Raw genomic sequence first — 18085 nt, 5'->3', positions numbered from 1 at the left:
ACCCCCTCGCGGGGTGCGGCCACCGGCGCTTGCGCCGGGTGGAGCGGTCCCGGGACCGGCCCGGCGGGAGCGCTCCGGGGACCGGACCCCCGCCTCGAAGATCAGAGAACGTCCGGACGGGAGCGCGCCGTACGGCCCGCCGGTTCCCCCTCCACGGCCGCTCCCGGACCGGGAGCGGGGACCGGCGCCGCTCCCCGTCCTCGCAGCCGGGCGGCCGCCCCGTACAGCAGCAGCCCCGCGACGAGTCCCGCGCCCGCCCCGAAACAGGCGGTCGGGATGATGTCGAGCGGGTTCTCGATCCGGTCCCAGCCCCAGTACGCCGCCCAGCGCAGCACCCGGTGCGCGATCCCGGCCAGGACGCACGCCCCGATCAGCAGCAGCGCCGCCCGCCGCTCCCGCCGCCCCGGCACCGGGCCGGGCGGCTCCGTCCCGACCGGCACGGACCGCAGCGTCCGGGCCGTGAACCAGCCCAGCAGACCCAGCGCCAGCGCCGAACCGCCGTACTGCGCGTACTGGTAGACCGGGAAGCCGGCCACCACCTCCTCCAGGAACGGCACCGCCCGCGTCCCCCACCGGTCGAGGTGGGTGAAGCCGTCCCAGACGACGTGCGTGACCGCGCCGAGCGCCGCCGAGACGGCGAACCACGCCGCCAGCCCGGCCGGCCGCCGCTCCCGCCACGGCCGGCCGCGCACCACCCCGTACACCCGGCCGCGCCACCGCCCGGGCAGCAGCCCCACCAGCGGCTCACGGACCGTCAGCCACAGCCCCACCAGGGCGGCGGCGATCAGCACGTCGACGGTGACGATCCCGACGGGGGAGTGGGTCACGTCCCCGAAGGCCATCGCCTCCGGCACCGCGGTCGCCGCGAAGTAGGTGAGGTCGGGGGAGAAGCTGCCGGCGACGAGGGCCGAGGTGACGAGCGGGCCGCGCGCCTTTCCGTCCCGCCGCAGCCCCGGCAGGACGGCGGCGGCGTGACTCAGGGTGAAGGGCACGGAGGGAACCTCCCGGTCGTACGGATGATCGGCCGAGTGCGCGACCCGATGGCAAGAGGTACCGCACCACCGGGACGGTTCCCGGCAGGCCCGCGCCCCGGAGGCCCGGACTCCGGAGTGCGGACCTCCGTGTCCGGCGGCCGGGAGGCCAAGGGGTGACGAAAGCGTGAAACACGGTCAGGCCGTGGTGTCCTGTGGTACGGACATCGCATAGGGTCGCCTGAGGCCACACGCGGGGAGCGTGCGGCCGCAGTCGAATGGGGAGGGAGCACCGGTATGGCAGCGCAATTCGGCCGCCGACTGCGCAGGGGGGCCACGAGCGGTGCGATCGTGGCCGCCGCGGTCGCGGCGCTGGCCGCCTCGCAGGGCCCGGGGGCGCTCCCGCCGCCGACCGACAGCCTCGGCGGCGACACCGCCATCGGCGCCGGCGACGCCACCGCCCCTCACGGCGGGGACGCCGGCTCGGCGACCGGCGACTCGCCCTACTACACCGACCTGCCCCCGCTGAACCCGCCGAAGGTGCCCGGAGTGGCGCCCACCGGACCGCAGGTGCCGATCGTCACCGGCCCCGCCGAGGCCGGCATACCCGCGACCGTCCTCGCCGCCTACCGCCGTGCCGAGGCGTCGGTCCGCTCCTCCGACCCCTCCTGCAACCTGCCGTGGCAACTCCTCGCCGGCATAGGCAAGGTCGAGTCCGGCCAGGCCCGCGGCGGCCGGGTCGACGGCAACGGCACCACCCTCGCCCCGATCCTCGGCCCGGCCCTCGACGGCAACGGCTTCGCCCTCATCCAGGACACCGACGACGGTGCCTTCGACGGCGACACCACCCACGACCGCGCCGTCGGTCCCATGCAGTTCATCCCGTCCACCTGGGCCGTCTGGGGCCAGGACGCCAACGGCGACGGGAAGAAGGACCCCAACAACATCTACGACGCCGCCCAGGCCGCGGGCATGTACCTGTGCGCCGGCGGCCGGAACCTGGCGATCAAGGCCGACCTCGACCGGGCGATCCTCAGCTACAACCGCTCCACGGAGTACCTGACCACCGTCCTCACCTGGTTCGAGTACTACGGGCGCGGCGCCCACACCGTCCCGGACGGCACGGGCCGGCTCCCGGTCGACCGCAGCGACCGGCCCGGCCCCGGCCGGTCCCCGTTCCCGACGCGGCCCACCTCCCCGGCCTCCCCGTCGCCGAGCCCCAGCCCGTCGCAGGACCGGCCGTCGCCGAAGCCCACCGACCCGGCCCCGACCTCGCCCTCGAAGCCGGCGGACCCGACGCGGCCGCCGACCACGGACCCGAGCCGGCCGCCCGTCGCCAAGCCCGTCGAGGTCCCGCCGACCCTCAGGGTCTCGCGCCTCAAGGCCGGCACGGCGACGCTGACCGCGGTCACCGGGAGCACCTTCGCCCAGGCCGCGTCCGTCACCGCCCTGGACGCCTCCGGTCGCCCGGTCGCCGGCGTCAGCGTCCGCTTCGAGCTCCCCGGCACCACCGACGCCCGCTTCCCCGCCGGCGCCACCACGGTGACCGTCACCTCGGACGCGCGGGGCGTCGCCAAGGCCCCCGCCCTGCGCGCGGGCGAGAAGGCCGAGCCCTTCGTCCTCCGCGCCACCGTCCCCGGCCGCTCCTCCCTGCCGGCCGCCGAGCTGAAGGCGACCGTCGAGGTGCGCAAGGCCGACGCCCTCGCCCGGGTCGGCGCCACCGACCTGACCGCGGCGACCGGAGCCGACTACGCCGACGTCACGGTCGAGGCCCGCCTCGGCGGCGCCCTCGCCCCCGGCGTGACCGTCACCGCGGTCGTGACCGACTCGAAGGACTCCACCGAGCAGAGCGCCGACGGCCCGTCCTTCGGCAAGGACGCCGCCGGCAACCCGATCCGCACCAGGATCCTGAAGACCGACGGCCAGGGCCGTCTGTCGGTCGAGGACCTCGTGGCGGGCGAGAAGGCCGGCAGCTACGTCCTGCTGCTCACCGCTCCCGGCGGCGGCACCGTGACGGTCACGCTCACCGTCACCGCCCCGGCCACCACGCCGCCCGCCTCGCCGGACCCGAGCGAGGAGCCGACGGTGGACCCCGCGCCGACCGCTTCCACGTCCCCGTCGGCCTCCACGTCTCCGTCGGCCTCCCCGTCCGCCTCGGCCTCGTCCTCCGCCTGACCCGCGCCTCCTCTCTCCGCGCCGCCCCCGCCGTCCCCTCCCGGGACGCCGGGGGCGGCGCGCGTTTCGGTTCGGCCCGCCACGAGCTGTTCTCATCTCACGGTCGCGTTGCTACGGTGCCCCCGCCCTGACGACCCATCAGATCACTTGCCGGGAGGCCGACATGCGTGCCCTCGTCGCCGCGGCGATCGGACTCGTGCCCGTCCTGCTCTTCGTCCTGCTCGTCTCCCTGGTCGATCTGCCGCCCGACGGCCCCACCTCGCCCAGACCCCTGCTCACCGCCGACCCCGGCCCCAAGAAGTAGGGAGCCCCCTGTGCGCCGCCGAGCCAGCCTCGTCCTCCTCTCCTTCGCCGTCCTCTTCGCGGCCATGGCGCCCACCCTGCGCTGGTACGCCTTCCCCCGGCTGGCCAAGATCCCGCCGAACCAGTACCAGGAGGTGGTCCTGGAGGCCCGCCCCGCGACCCTCCTCGACTACGGCACCCTCAAGTCCCGCGAGGTCGAGAAGATCACGATCGTCCAGACCCTCAAGGGCAACGTGGAGGAGTCGAAGCGGATCGAGGCCGGCACCGACCGCGACGTCGTGGTCTGGGACTCCCTCTCCTACGTCATGGGGCCCGACGGAAAGATGGTGTCCAAGATCCCCGAGCGGTACGTCTTCGACGCCCACAGCCAGGACCCCGTGAACGTGCCCGGGGAGATGGTCGACGGCGACCCGGTCAAGCGCGAGGGCATCGAGTTCAAATGGCCCTTCCTCACCGAGAAGCGCGACTACCTCTACTTCGACGCCCAGACCCGCACCTCCGCCCCCATCCACTACGCGGGCACCCGCACCTTCCGCGGCCTGGAGGTCTACTACTACGAGCAGACCATCCCCTGGACCCGGGTCCCGATGCCCAAGGCCATGCCGGTCGAGGGCATCACCCCCGAGCTCATCGCCTCCACCGGCCTCACCCGCTGGTACACCACGAAGCGGATGTTCTGGGTCGAGCCCGTCACCGGAGCCCCCGTCAACGGCGAGGAGATCCACAAGGAGGAGCTCCGCGGCGCCAAGGCCCTCATGGGCACCGACACCCTCACCGTCTTCGAAGGCCACGTGAAGATGCGCGAGGACTACGTCGCCGACACCGTCGAGCTGGTCTCCGCCAACCGCACCACCGTCCTCCTCCTCGTCTCCCGGCTCCCCTGGACCTTCACCGTCCTCGCCCTCCTCCTGTTCGGCCTCGCGCTCTGGCTGGAGCACCGCTCCCGGCGTCCCGCCCACGGCGCCGCCCCGAAGGCGGCTCCGCGGGCCGCCTCCGAGCCGGTCACCCCTCCCGTCTGAGCCGCGCGCTCGTGTGCCGGGTCGGCGCCGCGGCGGAGGGATCCTCCGGCCACGGGTGCTTCGGGTACCGCCCCCGCAGCTCCGCCCGCACCGCCCGGTAGCCGTCCCGCCAGAAAGAGGCCAGGTCGGCGGTGACGGCCGCCGGCCGCCCGGCGGGGGAGAGCAGGTGCACCAGCACCGGCACCCCCGCCACCCGAGGCGTCTCGGCGAGACCGAACATCTCCTGGAGCTTCACCGCCAGGACCGGCCGCCCCTCGCCGTACGCCACCCGGATCCGCGAACCGCTCGGCACCTCGATCCGCTCCGGCGCCAGCTCGTCCAGCCGCCCCGCCTCGCCCGAGGCCCACGGCAGCAGCCGCCGCAGCGCCTCCCCGGCGTCGATCCGCCCCAGATCCGCCCGCCGCGCCGCCCGCGACAGCTCCGGCTCCAGCCACTCCTCGGCCCGCTCCACCAGCGCCTCCTCCGCCACGTCCGGCCACGCCCCGCCGACCGCCCCGCGCAGGAACGCCAACCGCTCCCGCAGCTCCACCGCCTCCCGCCCCCACCGCAGCAGCCCCGTCCCCTCCCGCCGCAGGCCGTCGAGGAGCGCCTCCCGCACCAGCGCCGGATCCGCCCCCGCCCCCAGCGGACGCACGGTCAGCTCCACCGCCCCCAGGCGCTCCACCGACCGCGCCACCACATCGCCGTCCTCCCAGCGCACCTCCTCGCCCGTCCGGAGCAGATGCCCCGCCGCCCGCCGGGCCACGGTCTCGTCCACCACCGCGGCCAGCCGCACCCGCGCCGTCGCGTCCCGGGCCGTCCGGTCCGCCACCGCGACCGCCAGCCACGGCGCCGACCGCAGCCCCGAACCCTCCGAGAGCCGCGCCCCGCTCCCGGACACCATCAGATGGCCGCCCTGCTCCCGCAGCCGCGCCACCCGCTCCGGAAACGCCAGAGCCGTCACCACCCCGGCCACCGCGTCCTCCCCGGCCCCGCCCCGGGCCCCGGCCCCGCCCTCCTCCTCGGAAGCCGCAGCCCGCTCCAGCCGCCGCACCTCCGCCCGCCACCGCGCCCCGTACGCGTCCCCGCCCCGTCGGGCCTCCCGCCAGGCCGCCGCCAGATCGTCCCCGTACTCCCGGGGAGGCTCCTCGCTCAGCAGCGCCACCACCTCGGCCGCCCGCCGCGCGCCCACCTCCGCCGCCCCGTCGAGCAGCGCCCGCCCGAGCCGCGGATGCACCCCGAGCCGGGCCATCCGCACCCCGCGCCCGGTCGCCTTCCCCGACTCGTCCACCGCCCCGATCGCCGCCAGCACCGACCGGGCCGCCGCCAGCGCCCCGGCCGGCGGCGCGTCGAGCAGCGCCAGCCCCTCCGCCGTCGGATCGCCCCAGCAGGCCGCCCGCAGCGCGAAGCCGGCCAGGTCGGCGATCCGGATCTCCGGCGCCGGGAACCGCGCCCGGCCGCTTTCCTCCGCCTCCGCCCAGCACCGGTACACCGTCCCCGGCGCCTCACGCCCCGAGCGCCCCGCCCGCTGCGTCGCCGCCGCGGCCGACACCGGCACCGTCGCCAGCGACCCCAGGCCGCGCGCGTGGTCCATCCGCGGCTCCCGGGCCAGTCCCGCGTCCACCACGACCCGCACCCCCGGCACCGTGAGGCTCGACTCCGCCACCGACGTCGACAGCACCACCCGCCGCCGTCCGCCGGGCCCCGCGCCCCGCAGCACCGCGTCCTGCACCGCGGCCGGCGCCCGCCCGTGCAGCTGGAGCACCTCGGCGTCCACCCCGCCGAGCAGCCCGGCCGTGCGCGCGATCTCCCCGGTGCCGGGCAGGAAACAGAGGACATCGCCCTCGTGGCGCGCCAGCGCCTCCCGGACCGTCGCCGCCACGTGCCGCAGCAGTGCCGGGTCCACCCAGGTGCCGTGCGCCGGCCGGATCCCCGCGGGCGGCGGCGCATGGAGCACCGAGAAGCCGTGCCCCTCGCCCTCGCTGCGGACCACCGGCGCGGGTCCGCCGCCCTCCTGGACGGTCAGCAGCCGGGCCCACGCCTCCGCGTCACTGGTCGCCGAGGCCGCGACGACCCCCAGCTCCGGCCGCAGCGCGGCCCGTACGTCCACCAGGAACGCGAGGGCCGTGTCGGCGTCCAGATGCCGCTCGTGGCACTCGTCGAGCAGCACCACGTCCACCCCCGCGAGCTCCGGGTCCCGCTGGAGCCGCTGGAGCAGCAGACCCGTCGTCACCACCTCGACCCGCGTCGAAGGCCCGGCCCGCCGCTCCCCGCGCACCGCGAAGCCGACCGTGCCGCCGACGTCCTCGCCCAGCGACCAGGCCATCCGCCCGGCCGCCGCCCGCACCGCCATCCGGCGCGGCTCGGCCACCAGCACCCGCCGCTCCGGCCCGTCCCCTATAAGCCCCGCGAGCGCCAGCGGCACCAGCGTGGTCTTGCCGGTGCCGGGCGGCGCGTGCAGCACCGCCGTGCCGCGCCCGTCGAGCGCGGCCAGCAGCCGGGGAACGGCATGCCGGACGGGAAGGAGATCGAGTACGTCGTTTCGGATCACGCACTCAGTCTCGTACGCGGAAGAAAAAAGGCGGGCCCGGTTGTCCACAGGCCCGCCTATAAGTACGACTGTCCGACTCTTCCGCTCGGATTCGCCGCTCGTCGGATCCGTAGGCCGGCCGGCGCGCGCCCGGATCCGACGCCCGGGTCCGACGCCCGGATCCGTCAGTCCTCGCGCTCGCACACGAAGATCGCCGTCCCCGGGATCAGATTGCCCCGCAGCGGGGACCAGCCGCCCCACTCCTGGCTGTTCCACTCCGGCCACTCCGGCTCGACCAGGTCCACCAGCCGGAAGCCGCCCGCCACCACGTCCCGCACCCGGTCGCCGAGCGTCCGGTGGTGCTCCACGTACACCGCCCGCCCCGCCTCGTCCTGCTCGACGTAGGGCGTGCGGTCGAAATAGGAGGCGGCGACCGACAGGCCCTCCGGCCCCGGCTCGTCCGGGAACGCCCAGCGGATCGGGTGGGTCACCGAGAACACCCAGCGCCCGCCCGGCCGCAGCACCCGGCGCACCTCGCGGAAGACCCGCACCGGATCGGCCACGAACGGCACCGCCCCGTACGCCGAGCACGCCAGGTCGAAGGAGCCGTCACGGAAGGGCAGCGCCCCCGCGTCCGCCTCCACCAGCGGGACCTCCCCGCCGATCCGCAGGGCGTGCTGGAGCTGCCGGTGCGACAGGTCGAGCGCCACCGGCCTGGCCCCCCGCGCCGCCAGCCAGCGCGAGCACTGCGCGGCGCCGGCGCCGATCTCCAGGACGTCGAGCCCCTTCAGTCCCTCCGCAGGCCCGAGCAGTCCGGCCTCGGCCTCGTCCAGCCCCTCCGGGCCCCACACGAACCGGTCGTCGCCGAGGAAGGCGCCGTGGTCGTTCTGGTACTCGTCGGCGTTCCGGTCCCACCAGCCCCGGCTGGCCCGGCTGCTCTCCGCGTCGCCCGTGTCACGCCGGGTCGCCACCGCCTCGTCGTCGTCCGTCTCGAAGCGGTCGTCCTGTCCGTACTCTTGGTTCATCTCGCCCGTCGATGTAGTTTGCGCTCAGTGCCGCGGAACGGCGGAGGCTTGCTGATGGCCTGTGGACGGACACGAATCGTGCCGGATTCGCGCACTTCTGTCCCGGCTGCGCGCTTCGCGCATTGACCCTGTCCGGCCGTCCCCGTATGCTAAAGGTTGCGCTGCGGGCCTGCGCGCCTCAGACGGAGCAGGCCGCGCTCGCACCTGTTGCAGTCCCCTCGGTTTTCGAGGCGCCCCCGGTCTCCGGATGGCGCTTCATCAGCTGTCTGGCTTCTTCAGTGCGATACGGGCTCTCGGCGTAGCAGTACCTACGACTTTCTGTCCGTAACCGGAGCCCTTTCCCACATGACGAGCAGCACCGAGACCACCGCCACCAGCACCACCCCGCAGGTTGCGGTCAACGACATCGGTAACGAGGAAGCCTTCCTCGCCGCGATCGACGAGACGATCAAGTACTTCAACGACGGCGACATCGTCGACGGCGTCATCGTGAAGGTCGACCGGGACGAGGTCCTGCTCGACATCGGTTACAAGACCGAAGGTGTCATCCCGAGCCGCGAGCTCTCGATCAAGCACGACGTCGACCCCAACGAGGTCGTCAAGGTCGGCGACGAGATCGAGGCCCTGGTTCTCCAGAAGGAGGACAAGGAAGGCCGCCTGATCCTCTCGAAGAAGCGCGCCCAGTACGAGCGCGCCTGGGGCACCATCGAGAAGATCAAGGAAGAGGACGGCATCGTCACCGGTACCGTCATCGAGGTCGTCAAGGGTGGTCTCATCCTCGACATCGGCCTCCGCGGCTTCCTCCCGGCCTCCCTGGTCGAGATGCGTCGCGTCCGCGACCTCCAGCCCTACGTGGGCAAGGAGCTCGAGGCGAAGATCATCGAGCTGGACAAGAACCGCAACAACGTGGTCCTGTCCCGCCGCGCCTGGCTCGAGCAGACCCAGTCCGAGGTCCGCCAGACCTTCCTCACGACCCTCCAGAAGGGTCAGGTCCGCTCCGGCGTCGTGTCCTCGATCGTCAACTTCGGTGCCTTCGTGGACCTGGGTGGCGTCGACGGTCTCGTTCACGTCTCCGAGCTGTCCTGGAAGCACATCGACCACCCGTCCGAGGTTGTCGAGGTCGGCCAGGAGGTCACCGTCGAGGTTCTCGACGTGGACATGGACCGCGAGCGTGTCTCCCTGTCGCTGAAGGCGACGCAGGAGGACCCGTGGCAGCAGTTCGCCCGGACGCACCAGATCGGCCAGGTCGTTCCCGGCAAGGTCACCAAGCTGGTTCCGTTCGGTGCGTTCGTCCGCGTGGACGAGGGCATCGAGGGTCTGGTCCACATCTCCGAGCTGGCCGAGCGCCACGTGGAGATCCCGGAGCAGGTCGTCCAGGTCAACGACGAGATCTTCGTCAAGGTCATCGACATCGACCTGGAGCGTCGCCGGATCTCGCTGTCCCTGAAGCAGGCCAACGAGTCCTTCGGTGCCGACCCGGCGTCGGTCGAGTTCGACCCGACCCTGTACGGCATGGCCGCGTCCTACGACGACCAGGGCAACTACATCTACCCCGAGGGCTTCGACCCCGAGACCAACGACTGGCTCGAGGGCTACGAGACCCAGCGCGAGGCCTGGGAGGCGCAGTACGCCGAGGCGCAGGCGCGCTTCGAGCAGCACCAGGCCCAGGTCATCAAGTCCCGCGAGGCCGACGAGGCCGCCGCTGCCGAGGGTGCTGCCGCCCCGGCCGCCGGCAACGCCGGTGCGGGCATCTCGGGCGGTTCCTACTCCTCGGAGTCGGACGACAGCGCCGGCGCCCTGGCGTCGGACGAGGCTCTCGCCGCCCTGCGCGAGAAGCTGGCCGGCGGCCAGAGCTGAACAGGCTCACCGCTGAGCAGCGCTAGCCGCTAGCACCACACCGGGGCCCGCTCCCTCCCGGGGGAGCGGGCCCCGGTCGTTTTTCCGCCACATGTGCCCGAACGGGCCCCGGCGGGAATGACCTTGCGCCCCGGGGTGTTCTTCCGGGAGACGCGAGGAGGAGCGGTAACCGTGCTTGATCCCCAGGATTTGTACGAATGGGACGCCAAGGGCCTGGCCGTGGTCGACGTGGCCCTTGCACAGGAGTCGACCGGGCTGGTCATGCTCTACCACTTCGACGGCTACATCGACGCGGGAGAGGCCGGCGAGCAGATCGTTGAGCGGGTGCTCGAAGCCCTGCCCAACCAGGTGGTCGCCCGCTTCGACCACGACCGGCTGGTGGACTACCGGGCCCGCCGCCCCCTGCTGACCTTCCGGCGCGACCGCTGGGCCGGGTACGAGACGCCGGCCATCGAGGTCCGCCTCGTCCAGGACGCCACCGGCGCCCCCTTCCTCGTCCTCTCCGGCCCCGAGCCGGACGTCGAGTGGGAGCGCTTCGCCGCCGCCGTCGCCCAGATCGTCGAACGGCTCGGCGTACGGCTCGCGGTCAACTTCCACGGCATCCCCATGGGCGTGCCCCACACCCGGCCCGTCGGCCTCACCCCGCACGGCAACCGCACCGACCTCATGCCCGGCCACCGCAGCCCCTTCGACGAGGCCCAGGTGCCCGGCAGCGCCGAGTCCCTGATCGAGTTCCGGCTCTCCGAGGCCGGTTTCGACACCCTCGGCGTGGCCGCCCACGTACCGCACTACGTGGCCCGCTCCCCCTACCCGGACGCGGCGCTCACCGTCCTGGAGGCCGTCACCGCCGCCACCGGCCTCGTCCTTCCCGGCGTCGCCCACGGGCTGCGCACCGAGGCCCGCCGCACCCAGACCGAGATCGACCGCCAGATCGGCGCCGGCGACGAGGAACTGGTCGCCCTGGTCCAGGGGCTGGAGCACCAGTACGACGCGATGGCCGGCGCGGAGACCCGCGGCAGCCTGGTCGCCGAGCCCGTCGACCTGCCCTCGGCCGACGAACTGGGCCGGGAGTTCGAGCGCTTCCTCGCCGAACGGGAGGGCGACTCCTAGCCCTCCCCGACCCGGTCCGGGAAGCACGGCCTAAGCTGCCGACCATGCTGAAGATTGGCCTGACCGGCGGCATCGGCGCCGGCAAGAGTGAGGTGTCGCGGCTGCTCGTCTCGTACGGGGCCGTGCTGATCGACGCGGACCGGATCGCCCGCGAGGTCGTCGAACCGGGCACCGAGGGGCTCGCGGCGGTCGTGGCCGCCTTCGGGGAGGACGTCCTCACCGGGGACGGCACCCTCGACCGGCCGAGACTCGGCTCCATCGTCTTCGCCGACCCCGAGCGGCTGGCCACGCTCAACGCCATCGTGCACCCGCTCGTCGGCGCCCGGTCGGCCGAGCTGGAGAGCGCGGCCGGCCCCGGGGACGTGGTGATCCACGACGTGCCCCTGCTCACCGAGAACGGCCTCGCGCCCCTCTACGACCTCGTGGTCGTCGTCGACGCCTCGCCCGAAACCCAGCTCGACCGGCTGGTACGGCTCCGGGGCATGGCCGAGGAGGAGGCGAAGGCCCGTATGGCAGCCCAGGCCACGCGGGCGGCACGACTGGAGATCGCGGACCTCGTGATCGACAACGACGGCCCGCTGGACGCGCTGGAACCGCAGGTGCGGAAGGTGTGGGAAGAGCTGGAGCGCCGAGCGGCCGAGACCGTCTAGAACACCGTGACCCCTCGTCCGGTGTCCGGCACCCGGATCGTGGGAAGGATGCAGTTCATGGCCGAGAGAAATCCGGAGACGCACGTCATCGACTTCCGTGCCGCCGAGCAGCTGCTGGCCGCACGGGACCCGCGTGGTGCCGTGAAACTGCTGGACTCGGTCATCGCCGAGCACCCGGAGAACACGGCGGCCCGGCTGCTGCGGGCGCGGGCCTTCTTCGCCGCCGCCCAGCTGCGACCCGCGCAGCTGGAGTTCGAGCTGGTGCTGGAGCGCGAGCCGGACAACGCCTTCGCCCACTTCGCGCTCGCCCGCACCCTCCAGCGCTCCGGGCAGGACGCCCAGGCCACCCGGCACTTCCGGCTGGCCGCCGCGCTCGACCCCAGGCCCGAGTACGTACGGGCCGCCGGATTCGACGCCGGGGACTGACCGGCCCCGTCCGCCGGGGCCTCAGCGGTCGTCGCGGTCCCGGCCGGCGTCGTCCCGGTTCCGGGGCCGGCCGTCGCCGTGATCCGGTTCGTACGGCGGGATGTCGCGGCCCGGCTGCCAGTGCGGGCCCTGCCGGAGATGGCGCAGGACCATCGACATGTCGGCCGCGACCACCAGGAGCAGCGCCCCGCAGGCCGCCGCCCAGCCGGGGCGGCCCACCAGCACGAAGACGACCGTGCCGAAGACCGCCCACACCATTCCCCAGGCACTCAGCCAGAACCGCAGCCGCAGCGCGCTGCGCGCGGTGACCGGCTCGCTTCCGGTACGCATGACGGCGCCCTCTTCCGTCGGATCCCTGTGGGCACTTCCAGCATGTACCCGCCCGGGGACGAAGGGAACGGCGCCGGCCCGCGGCTCAGTGCACCAGGGAGTAGCTGCGCCAGGGCAGGGTGCCCGGCACGATGGAGTCGGTGCTGTTGGTGGGCAGGTAGATCGGCTCCTCGCCCCGGCAGTGCGGGGTCCGGTAGAGGATCAGGTCGATCAGGGTGCCGTTCTCCACCCGGGTCGCGCCCAGCGGGAGCCGGTGGCAGCCCTTCACCGGCGGACTCATCACCCGCACGACCTTCTCCCCGCGCGTCTCGTACGTGACGGGGCCGACGGCGGTGCGGCCGAGGCCCGAGCAGCCCGCGACCGTGAGCGTGAGCAGCACGGCCCCGGTGGCGGTCGTGAGACGCCGGCGAACGGACATGGCGGATCCCCTTCGATCGGGCGGGCGAGGCGGTCGGCGGCAGCCCCGGGGGCGAAAAGCCCTGGTCGACGCCACCCTCCCGCTCCCGGGCGCCGCTGTCACCCGGTGTTGGGCCGGTCGGGGGACGCGCGCCCGCGACCGTTGTCAGACCCCGCCCGTAAGGTCGGGGGTACCGACGCGGAAGCTCCCCGTCGGCCCGGTGGACCCCGGGGGGAGAAGGGCGGCAGATGACGGAGCGCTGGACGGCCCGTGCCGCCGTCTTCCTGCCGGCCGCGCTGCCGCGCGACGGCCGGATCGCCCTCTGGGCTCCCGACGGCGCCGCCCTGCCCGCGCCCGACGGCCTCGCCGGCGCGGAGCCCACCCGGATCACCGTCGTCCGTCGGCACGGCGCCGGTACGCGCCGCCGGGAGGTCCCCGCCGTCACCCTGCCCGTGGCCACCGCGCTCCCGCTCCTCGTCGCCGCCCGGCACCGTCCCGCCGCCCATCCCGCCACCGCCTGCTGGGGCGCGGCGGCCCTGCACGCCCTGCACCTCGTCGCCCGTGGCCGGCTGCTGCCCGGACTGACCGCGGACGACCTGGACGCCTGGCGGGCGGGCCCGCTCGACGCCGAGGACATCGCCCATCTGCGGGCCGTCGCCGCCGCCATGCCGTACGAGGCGCACGCGGTGCCCGTCGCGGGATCCGGCCCGCTCGGACTGCCCGATCCGGAGGCCCTGGTGCGGGCCTTCCTCGACGCGGTCGCCGACACCCTGCCCCGCACGCCCGCCGCCGTGCACGCGGTCGGCGCGCCCTTCGCCGCCGCCGCGCCGCAGCACCTCCCCGGGGCCCGGGCCTGGGCCGCCGAGGCCGCCGCGGGCATGGACGCCGGGGTGCGGATCTCGCTCCGCCTCGACCTCTCCGCCGCCGAACTCTTCGACGGCGCCGACGAGGCCGAGGGCGGCCCCGACCGGCAGACGGCGGCCGCCGTCCTCCAGGTGCACAGCCTCGCCGACCCGACCCTCGTCATCGACGCCGCCGCCCTCTGGGCGGGGGAGGGCGAGCACTTCGGCCCCCGCGCCCGGATCGACGCCCTCCTCGCCCTGCGCCGCGCCGCCCGGATCTGGCCCCCGCTCGGCCGGCTCCTGGAGCGGGACGCGCCCGACGTCCTCGCCGTCGGCGAGGCCGAGCTGTACGAGCTGCTCGGTCCCGCCGCGGCCCGGCTCGCCGACGCCGGGGTCGCCCTGCACTGGCCGCGCGACCTGGCCCGCTCGCTCAGCGCCTCCGCCGTCGTCCGCCCCGCCCGCTCCGCGCCCGGCTCCGCCACCGACGGCACCAGCTTCTTCGACTCCACCGAACTGCTCCGCTTCGACTGGCAGCTCGCCCTCGACGGAGATCCGCTCACCCAGGGCGAGATGGACCACCTCGCCGAGGCCCACCGTCCCGTGGTACGGCTCCGAGACCGCTGGGTCGTCGTCGACCCCGACCTCGTCCGCAAGGCCCGCAAGCGCGAACTGGGCCTGCTCGAACCGGTCGACGCCCTCGCCGCCGCCCTCACCGGCAGCGCGGAGGTCGACGGCGAGACCGTCCCCGCCGTGCCCGTCGGCGCGCTCGCCGTCCTCCGCGACCGGCTCCTCGCCGGACCCGAGCCGGCCGAGCCACCGGCCGGACTCACCGCGACGCTGCGGGACTACCAGCTCCGCGGCCTCGCCTGGCTCGACCTGATGACCTCGCTCGGCCTCGGCGGCTGCCTCGCCGACGACATGGGACTCGGCAAGACCGTCACCGTCCTCGCCCTCCATCTGCGCCGGGCCCGCCGCGAACCCACCCTCGTGGTCTGCCCCGCCTCCCTCCTCGGCAACTGGCAGCGGGAAGCGGCGAAGTTCGCCCCCGGCGTGCCCGTCCGCCGCTTCCACGGCACCGCGCGCGAACTCGGCGAACTCGACGGCGGGATCGTCCTCACCACCTACGGCACCCTGCGCACCCGTGCCGGCCGGCTCGCCGAGCGGTCCTGGGGGATGATCGTCGCCGACGAGGCCCAGCACGTGAAGAACCCGTTCTCCGCGACCGCCAAGGCGCTCCGCACCATCCCCACGCCCGCCCGGGTCGCCCTCACCGGCACCCCCGTGGAGAACAACCTCTCCGAGCTGTGGGCCATCCTCGACTGGACCACCCCCGGACTCCTCGGTCCTCTCAAGGCCTTCCGCTCCCGCCACGCCCGCGCCGCCGAGAACCACGAGGAGCTGGAGAACGAGGAGGCGGTCGAGCGGCTCGCCCGCCTCGTCCGCCCCTTCCTGCTGCGCCGCCGCAAGTCCGACCCCGGCATCGTTCCCGAGCTGCCGCCCAAGACCGAGTCCGACCACCCGGTACCGCTCACCCGTGAACAGGCCTCGCTGTACGAGGCGGTGGTCCGCGAGACCCTGGGCCTGATCGAGGCCGCCGAGGGGATGGCCCGCCGCGGACTGGTGATGAAGCTGCTGACCTCGCTCAAGCAGATCTGCAACCACCCCGCCCAGTACCTCAAGGAGGACGCCCCGCGCGGCGGCGGCACCGCCCGCCTCGCCGGCCGCTCCGGCAAGCTCGCCCTCCTCGACGAACTCCTCGACACCATCCTCGCCGAGGACGGCTCCGTGCTGGTCTTCACCCAGTACGTCACGATGGCCCGGCTCCTCTCCGACCACCTCACCGCGCGCGGGATCGGAAGCCAGCTCCTCCACGGAGGCACGCCCGTGGCCGAGCGGGAGCGGATGGTCGACCGCTTCCAGGCCGGCGAGGTCCCCGTCTTCCTGCTCTCCCTCAAGGCCGCCGGAACCGGCCTCAACCTCACCCGCGCCGGCCATGTCGTCCACTACGACCGCTGGTGGAACCCGGCGGTCGAGGACCAGGCCACCGACCGCGCCTACCGGATCGGCCAGACCCAGCCCGTCCAGGTCCACCGGCTCGTCACCGAGGGCACCGTCGAGGACCGCATCGCCGAACTGCTCCGCGCCAAGAAGGCCCTGGCCGAGGCCGTCCTGGGCTCCGGCGAGGCCGCCTTCACCGAACTCACCGACCGCGAACTGGCCGATCTGGTCTCCCTGAGGAGGTCCGCGTGAACCGCCCCGGAGCCCGGTCCGCCCGCCCCGCGCGCGGGGCCGGCCCCCGCCACGACGACCGCCGCCGCACCTTCCCGGCCGTCCCGCCCCGCGAGACCGCCGACGGGCGCTTCGCCGCCACCTGGTGGGGCAACGCCTGGGTGGCGGCCCTGGAGCGCACCGCGCTCGACCAGGCCCGCCTCGGTCGCGGCAGGGCCTACGCGGAGCGCGGCCACGTCGACGGCATCACCGTCACCCCCGGCCGGGTCGTCGCCTACGTCCACGGCAGCCGGATCCGCCCCTACCGCACCGAGATCCGGATGCGGACCCTCGGCGACGACGGCTGGGAGCTCTTCCTCGACGAGGCCGCCGCCCGCCCCGAGCACATGGCCGCCCTCCTCGACAAGGAGGTCCCGCACGCCCTGGAGGCGGTCGAGGGGCTGCTGCCCGCCCCCGGCGACCTGCTGCCCGACTGCTCCTGCCCCGACGACGGCTTCCCCTGCAAGCACGCCGCCGCCCTCTGCTACCAGGCCGCCCGCCTCCTCGACGAGGACCCCTTCGTCCTCTTCCTGATGCGCGGACGCGGCGAGGGGGAGCTCCTCGCCGAGCTCTCCCGGCGCAACGCCGCCCGGTCCGCCGCGGAGACCGCCGCCACCACGCCCGCGCTCCCCGCCGTGCCCGCCCGGGAGGTGCTCGCCGCCGGGCCCGCGCTGCCGCTGCCCCTGCCGCTGCCGCTCCCCGACCGGCCCGGGCGGCCCGCCGTCTTCCCGCCGGACCCGCACGCCCCCGACCCCCTCGCGCTCGACCTGCTGGCCGGCGAGGCCGCCGCGCGCGCCCACGCCTTCCTCGCCACCGGCCACGACCCGGTCGCCGACCTCACCCCCTGGCAGGACGCCGTCCGGCTCGCCGCCGCCCACCCCGGCTCCGGACTCACCGCCTCGACCCGCGCGCTCTACCGTGACCTGGCCGACGCGCTGGACCGGACCCCCACCGACCTCGCCCGCGCCGTCGCCGCCTGGCGCCAGGGCGGCGCGCCGGGCCTCGCGGTCCTGGAGGAGCCGTGGGACCCGCCCGCCGGTCCCTTCGACCGGGCCAGACCCGCCCTCCTCGCCGCCGACTTCCCGTCCTTCCGCCCCTGGCGCAACCGCCTCTCCACCGGCTCGCTCCAACTCCGGCTCGGCAAGGACGGCCTGTGGTACCCGTACGAATCGGATCGCGGCCGCGAGGACTGGTGGCCGCGCGGCACCCCCGATCCCGACCCGGTCGGAGCCCTCACCGAACTCCTCGGCCGCTAGGGACCGTCCGGGGCCGTCACTCGAACGGAGCCTCCCTCGAAGGAGTGAAACCCTCCTACGGCCGGATCCGGCAGACGCGTTCGTCGCGTTTATTCCGGTACGGGCACGTGCCCGTGCAACTCCGGAAGGCAGGAAGCCATGAGGCAGATGGGCCGAAGTGGTCTGGCCACACTGTTGGTCACGGGTGGTGCGCTCGCGCTGTCGGCGGGCGCCGCCCACGCGAACTCGGGTGCCGAGGGCGCCGCGGTCGGCTCGCCGGGAGTCGGTTCCGGCAACACGCTCCAGGTGCCGGTCCACGTACCGGTCAACCTCTGCGGGAACACGGTCAACGTCGTCGGGCTGCTCAACCCGGCCGTGGGCAACTCGTGCGCCAACGTCTCGGCCCCGGCCGGGGAGAAGCGGGACGGCGGTCCCGGCCGCACCCACAAGGACGAGGCCGTGACCCCGCGCGGCGGCGAGCAGACCGACACCCGCGGCGGCGCCTCCGGCGGCGGGGCGGCCAACGGCGGCGGAGCCACCGCCGAGAGCCACGCCGAGGGCTCCCCGGGCGTGCTGTCCGGGAACGGCCTCCAGCTCCCGGTCGACCTCCCGCTCAACGTCGTCGGCAACTCGGTCAACGTCGTGGGCATCGGCAACCCGGCCGTCGGCAACACCGGGGTCAACGCCCCGAGCACCCCCGAGGAGCCGCAGGTCGAGATCCCGACCCCGCGCCCGCAGACCCCGGTGCGCAACCTGCCGCCGAAGCCGGTTGCCGAGCAGGAGAAGCCCGCCGCCCCGGCGCCCGTCCTGGTGCCGCAGGGCGAGGCCTCCCATGCCGTGCTCGCCTCCACCGGCGGCGACTCCGTCGGCTACGCCGCCGCCGGCAGCGCCGCGCTCCTCCTCGGCGGCGCGCTGATGTACCGCCGCGCCCGCCGCGCCGGCGACCAGGTCTGACCCGGACCTCCCAC

General features: G+C 74.7%; 15 protein-coding genes. 10 read left to right on the top strand and 5 right to left on the bottom strand.

Annotated features, from left to right (window positions below):
• Positions 1-101 precede the first annotated feature (101 nt).
• A complete protein-coding gene (locus tag ACFQ8C_RS20350) occupies positions 102-992 on the bottom strand; it encodes a DUF4184 family protein (RefSeq protein ID WP_383459287.1) in 891 nt (296 codons plus the stop codon).
• Between the two features lie 276 nt (positions 993-1268).
• Between ACFQ8C_RS20350 and ACFQ8C_RS20345 the strand changes: the two genes are divergently transcribed.
• The 3 genes from ACFQ8C_RS20345 (at position 1269) to ACFQ8C_RS20335 (ending at position 4468) form a co-directional block, all read left to right on the top strand.
• Positions 1269-3146, top strand: a complete 1878-nt coding sequence (locus tag ACFQ8C_RS20345) for a lytic transglycosylase (protein WP_383459284.1) — start codon at positions 1269-1271, stop codon at positions 3144-3146.
• A 163-nt stretch (positions 3147-3309) separates the two neighbouring features.
• The gene (locus tag ACFQ8C_RS20340) at positions 3310-3450 is read left to right on the top strand and encodes an SPW_0924 family protein (protein ID WP_107063131.1); all 141 of its coding nucleotides are present in this window, start codon (positions 3310-3312) and stop codon (positions 3448-3450) included.
• A gap of 10 nt (positions 3451-3460) precedes the next feature.
• On the top strand, positions 3461-4468 hold the full coding sequence (locus tag ACFQ8C_RS20335) for a DUF3068 domain-containing protein (protein ID WP_383459282.1): 1008 nt from the start codon (positions 3461-3463) through the stop codon (positions 4466-4468).
• Here ACFQ8C_RS20335 and hrpB read toward each other — a convergent pair.
• Positions 4452-6998, bottom strand: a complete 2547-nt coding sequence (gene hrpB / locus ACFQ8C_RS20330; RefSeq protein WP_383459280.1) for an ATP-dependent helicase HrpB — start codon at positions 6996-6998, stop codon at positions 4452-4454. The genes ACFQ8C_RS20335 and hrpB overlap by 17 nt on opposite strands.
• Before the next feature lie 164 nt (positions 6999-7162).
• Complete coding sequence (locus ACFQ8C_RS20325) at positions 7163-8002, bottom strand: class I SAM-dependent methyltransferase (RefSeq protein WP_383459278.1); 840 nt, start codon at positions 8000-8002, stop codon at positions 7163-7165.
• A gap of 345 nt (positions 8003-8347) precedes the next feature.
• Between ACFQ8C_RS20325 and rpsA the strand changes: the two genes are divergently transcribed.
• From rpsA to ACFQ8C_RS20305, 4 genes are all read left to right on the top strand, one after another.
• The gene (gene rpsA / locus ACFQ8C_RS20320) at positions 8348-9859 is read left to right on the top strand and encodes a 30S ribosomal protein S1 (RefSeq protein ID WP_200428028.1); all 1512 of its coding nucleotides are present in this window, start codon (positions 8348-8350) and stop codon (positions 9857-9859) included.
• A 171-nt stretch (positions 9860-10030) separates the two neighbouring features.
• Positions 10031-10969 carry a PAC2 family protein gene (locus tag ACFQ8C_RS20315; protein ID WP_383459275.1) on the top strand — a complete coding sequence of 313 codons (939 nt, stop codon included), beginning with the start codon at positions 10031-10033 and terminating at the stop codon, positions 10967-10969.
• Positions 10970-11013: 44 nt separating this feature from the next.
• Positions 11014-11619 carry a dephospho-CoA kinase gene (coaE, locus tag ACFQ8C_RS20310; protein ID WP_383459272.1) on the top strand — a complete coding sequence of 202 codons (606 nt, stop codon included), beginning with the start codon at positions 11014-11016 and terminating at the stop codon, positions 11617-11619.
• 57 nt (positions 11620-11676) lie between these two features.
• Positions 11677-12045 (top strand): tetratricopeptide repeat protein, encoded by a 369-nt coding sequence (locus ACFQ8C_RS20305; RefSeq protein ID WP_383459269.1) that lies wholly within the window; start codon positions 11677-11679, stop codon positions 12043-12045.
• 21 nt (positions 12046-12066) lie between these two features.
• On the opposite strand, the gene ACFQ8C_RS20300 is transcribed toward ACFQ8C_RS20305, so the two are convergent.
• Both ACFQ8C_RS20300 and ACFQ8C_RS20295 read right to left on the bottom strand, forming a co-directional pair.
• Complete coding sequence (locus tag ACFQ8C_RS20300; RefSeq protein WP_383459268.1) at positions 12067-12375, bottom strand: DUF6343 family protein; 309 nt, start codon at positions 12373-12375, stop codon at positions 12067-12069.
• Positions 12376-12460: 85 nt separating this feature from the next.
• The gene (locus ACFQ8C_RS20295) at positions 12461-12793 is read right to left on the bottom strand and encodes a hypothetical protein (RefSeq protein ID WP_383459267.1); all 333 of its coding nucleotides are present in this window, start codon (positions 12791-12793) and stop codon (positions 12461-12463) included.
• Between the two features lie 227 nt (positions 12794-13020).
• Between ACFQ8C_RS20295 and ACFQ8C_RS20290 the strand changes: the two genes are divergently transcribed.
• The 3 genes from ACFQ8C_RS20290 (at position 13021) to ACFQ8C_RS20280 (ending at position 18071) form a co-directional block, all read left to right on the top strand.
• Positions 13021-15864 carry an SNF2-related protein gene (locus ACFQ8C_RS20290; protein WP_383459265.1) on the top strand — a complete coding sequence of 948 codons (2844 nt, stop codon included), beginning with the start codon at positions 13021-13023 and terminating at the stop codon, positions 15862-15864.
• Positions 15861-17138 (top strand): SWIM zinc finger family protein, encoded by a 1278-nt coding sequence (locus tag ACFQ8C_RS20285; protein WP_383459263.1) that lies wholly within the window; start codon positions 15861-15863, stop codon positions 17136-17138. Before ACFQ8C_RS20290 ends, ACFQ8C_RS20285 begins: the two co-directional genes overlap by 4 nt.
• 138 nt (positions 17139-17276) lie before the next feature.
• The gene (locus ACFQ8C_RS20280; protein ID WP_383459261.1) at positions 17277-18071 is read left to right on the top strand and encodes a chaplin; all 795 of its coding nucleotides are present in this window, start codon (positions 17277-17279) and stop codon (positions 18069-18071) included.
• Positions 18072-18085 lie beyond the last annotated feature (14 nt).

It is taken from the genome of Streptomyces sp. NPDC056503, assembly GCF_042794995.1.
GTDB lineage: Bacteria > Actinomycetota > Actinomycetes > Streptomycetales > Streptomycetaceae > Streptomyces.
This window is presented reverse-complemented; position numbering and strand designations above follow the sequence as displayed.

Excerpts from the sequence above, each read along its gene's own strand:
- ACFQ8C_RS20345 (WP_383459284.1), top strand. The coding sequence starts at position 1,269 with ATGGCAGCGCAATTCGGCCGCCGACTGCGCAGGGGGGCCACGAGCGGT.
- ACFQ8C_RS20340 (WP_107063131.1), top strand. The coding sequence starts at position 3,310 with ATGCGTGCCCTCGTCGCCGCGGCGATCGGACTCGTGCCCGTCCTGCTC.
- ACFQ8C_RS20325 (WP_383459278.1), bottom strand. The coding sequence starts at position 8,002 with ATGAACCAAGAGTACGGACAGGACGACCGCTTCGAGACGGACGACGAC.
- rpsA (WP_200428028.1), top strand. The coding sequence starts at position 8,348 with ATGACGAGCAGCACCGAGACCACCGCCACCAGCACCACCCCGCAGGTT.
- coaE (WP_383459272.1), top strand. The coding sequence starts at position 11,014 with ATGCTGAAGATTGGCCTGACCGGCGGCATCGGCGCCGGCAAGAGTGAG.
- ACFQ8C_RS20305 (WP_383459269.1), top strand. The coding sequence starts at position 11,677 with ATGGCCGAGAGAAATCCGGAGACGCACGTCATCGACTTCCGTGCCGCC.
- ACFQ8C_RS20300 (WP_383459268.1), bottom strand. The coding sequence starts at position 12,375 with ATGCGTACCGGAAGCGAGCCGGTCACCGCGCGCAGCGCGCTGCGGCTG.
- ACFQ8C_RS20295 (WP_383459267.1), bottom strand. The coding sequence starts at position 12,793 with ATGTCCGTTCGCCGGCGTCTCACGACCGCCACCGGGGCCGTGCTGCTC.
- ACFQ8C_RS20290 (WP_383459265.1), top strand. The coding sequence starts at position 13,021 with ATGACGGAGCGCTGGACGGCCCGTGCCGCCGTCTTCCTGCCGGCCGCG.
- ACFQ8C_RS20280 (WP_383459261.1), top strand. The coding sequence starts at position 17,277 with ATGAGGCAGATGGGCCGAAGTGGTCTGGCCACACTGTTGGTCACGGGT.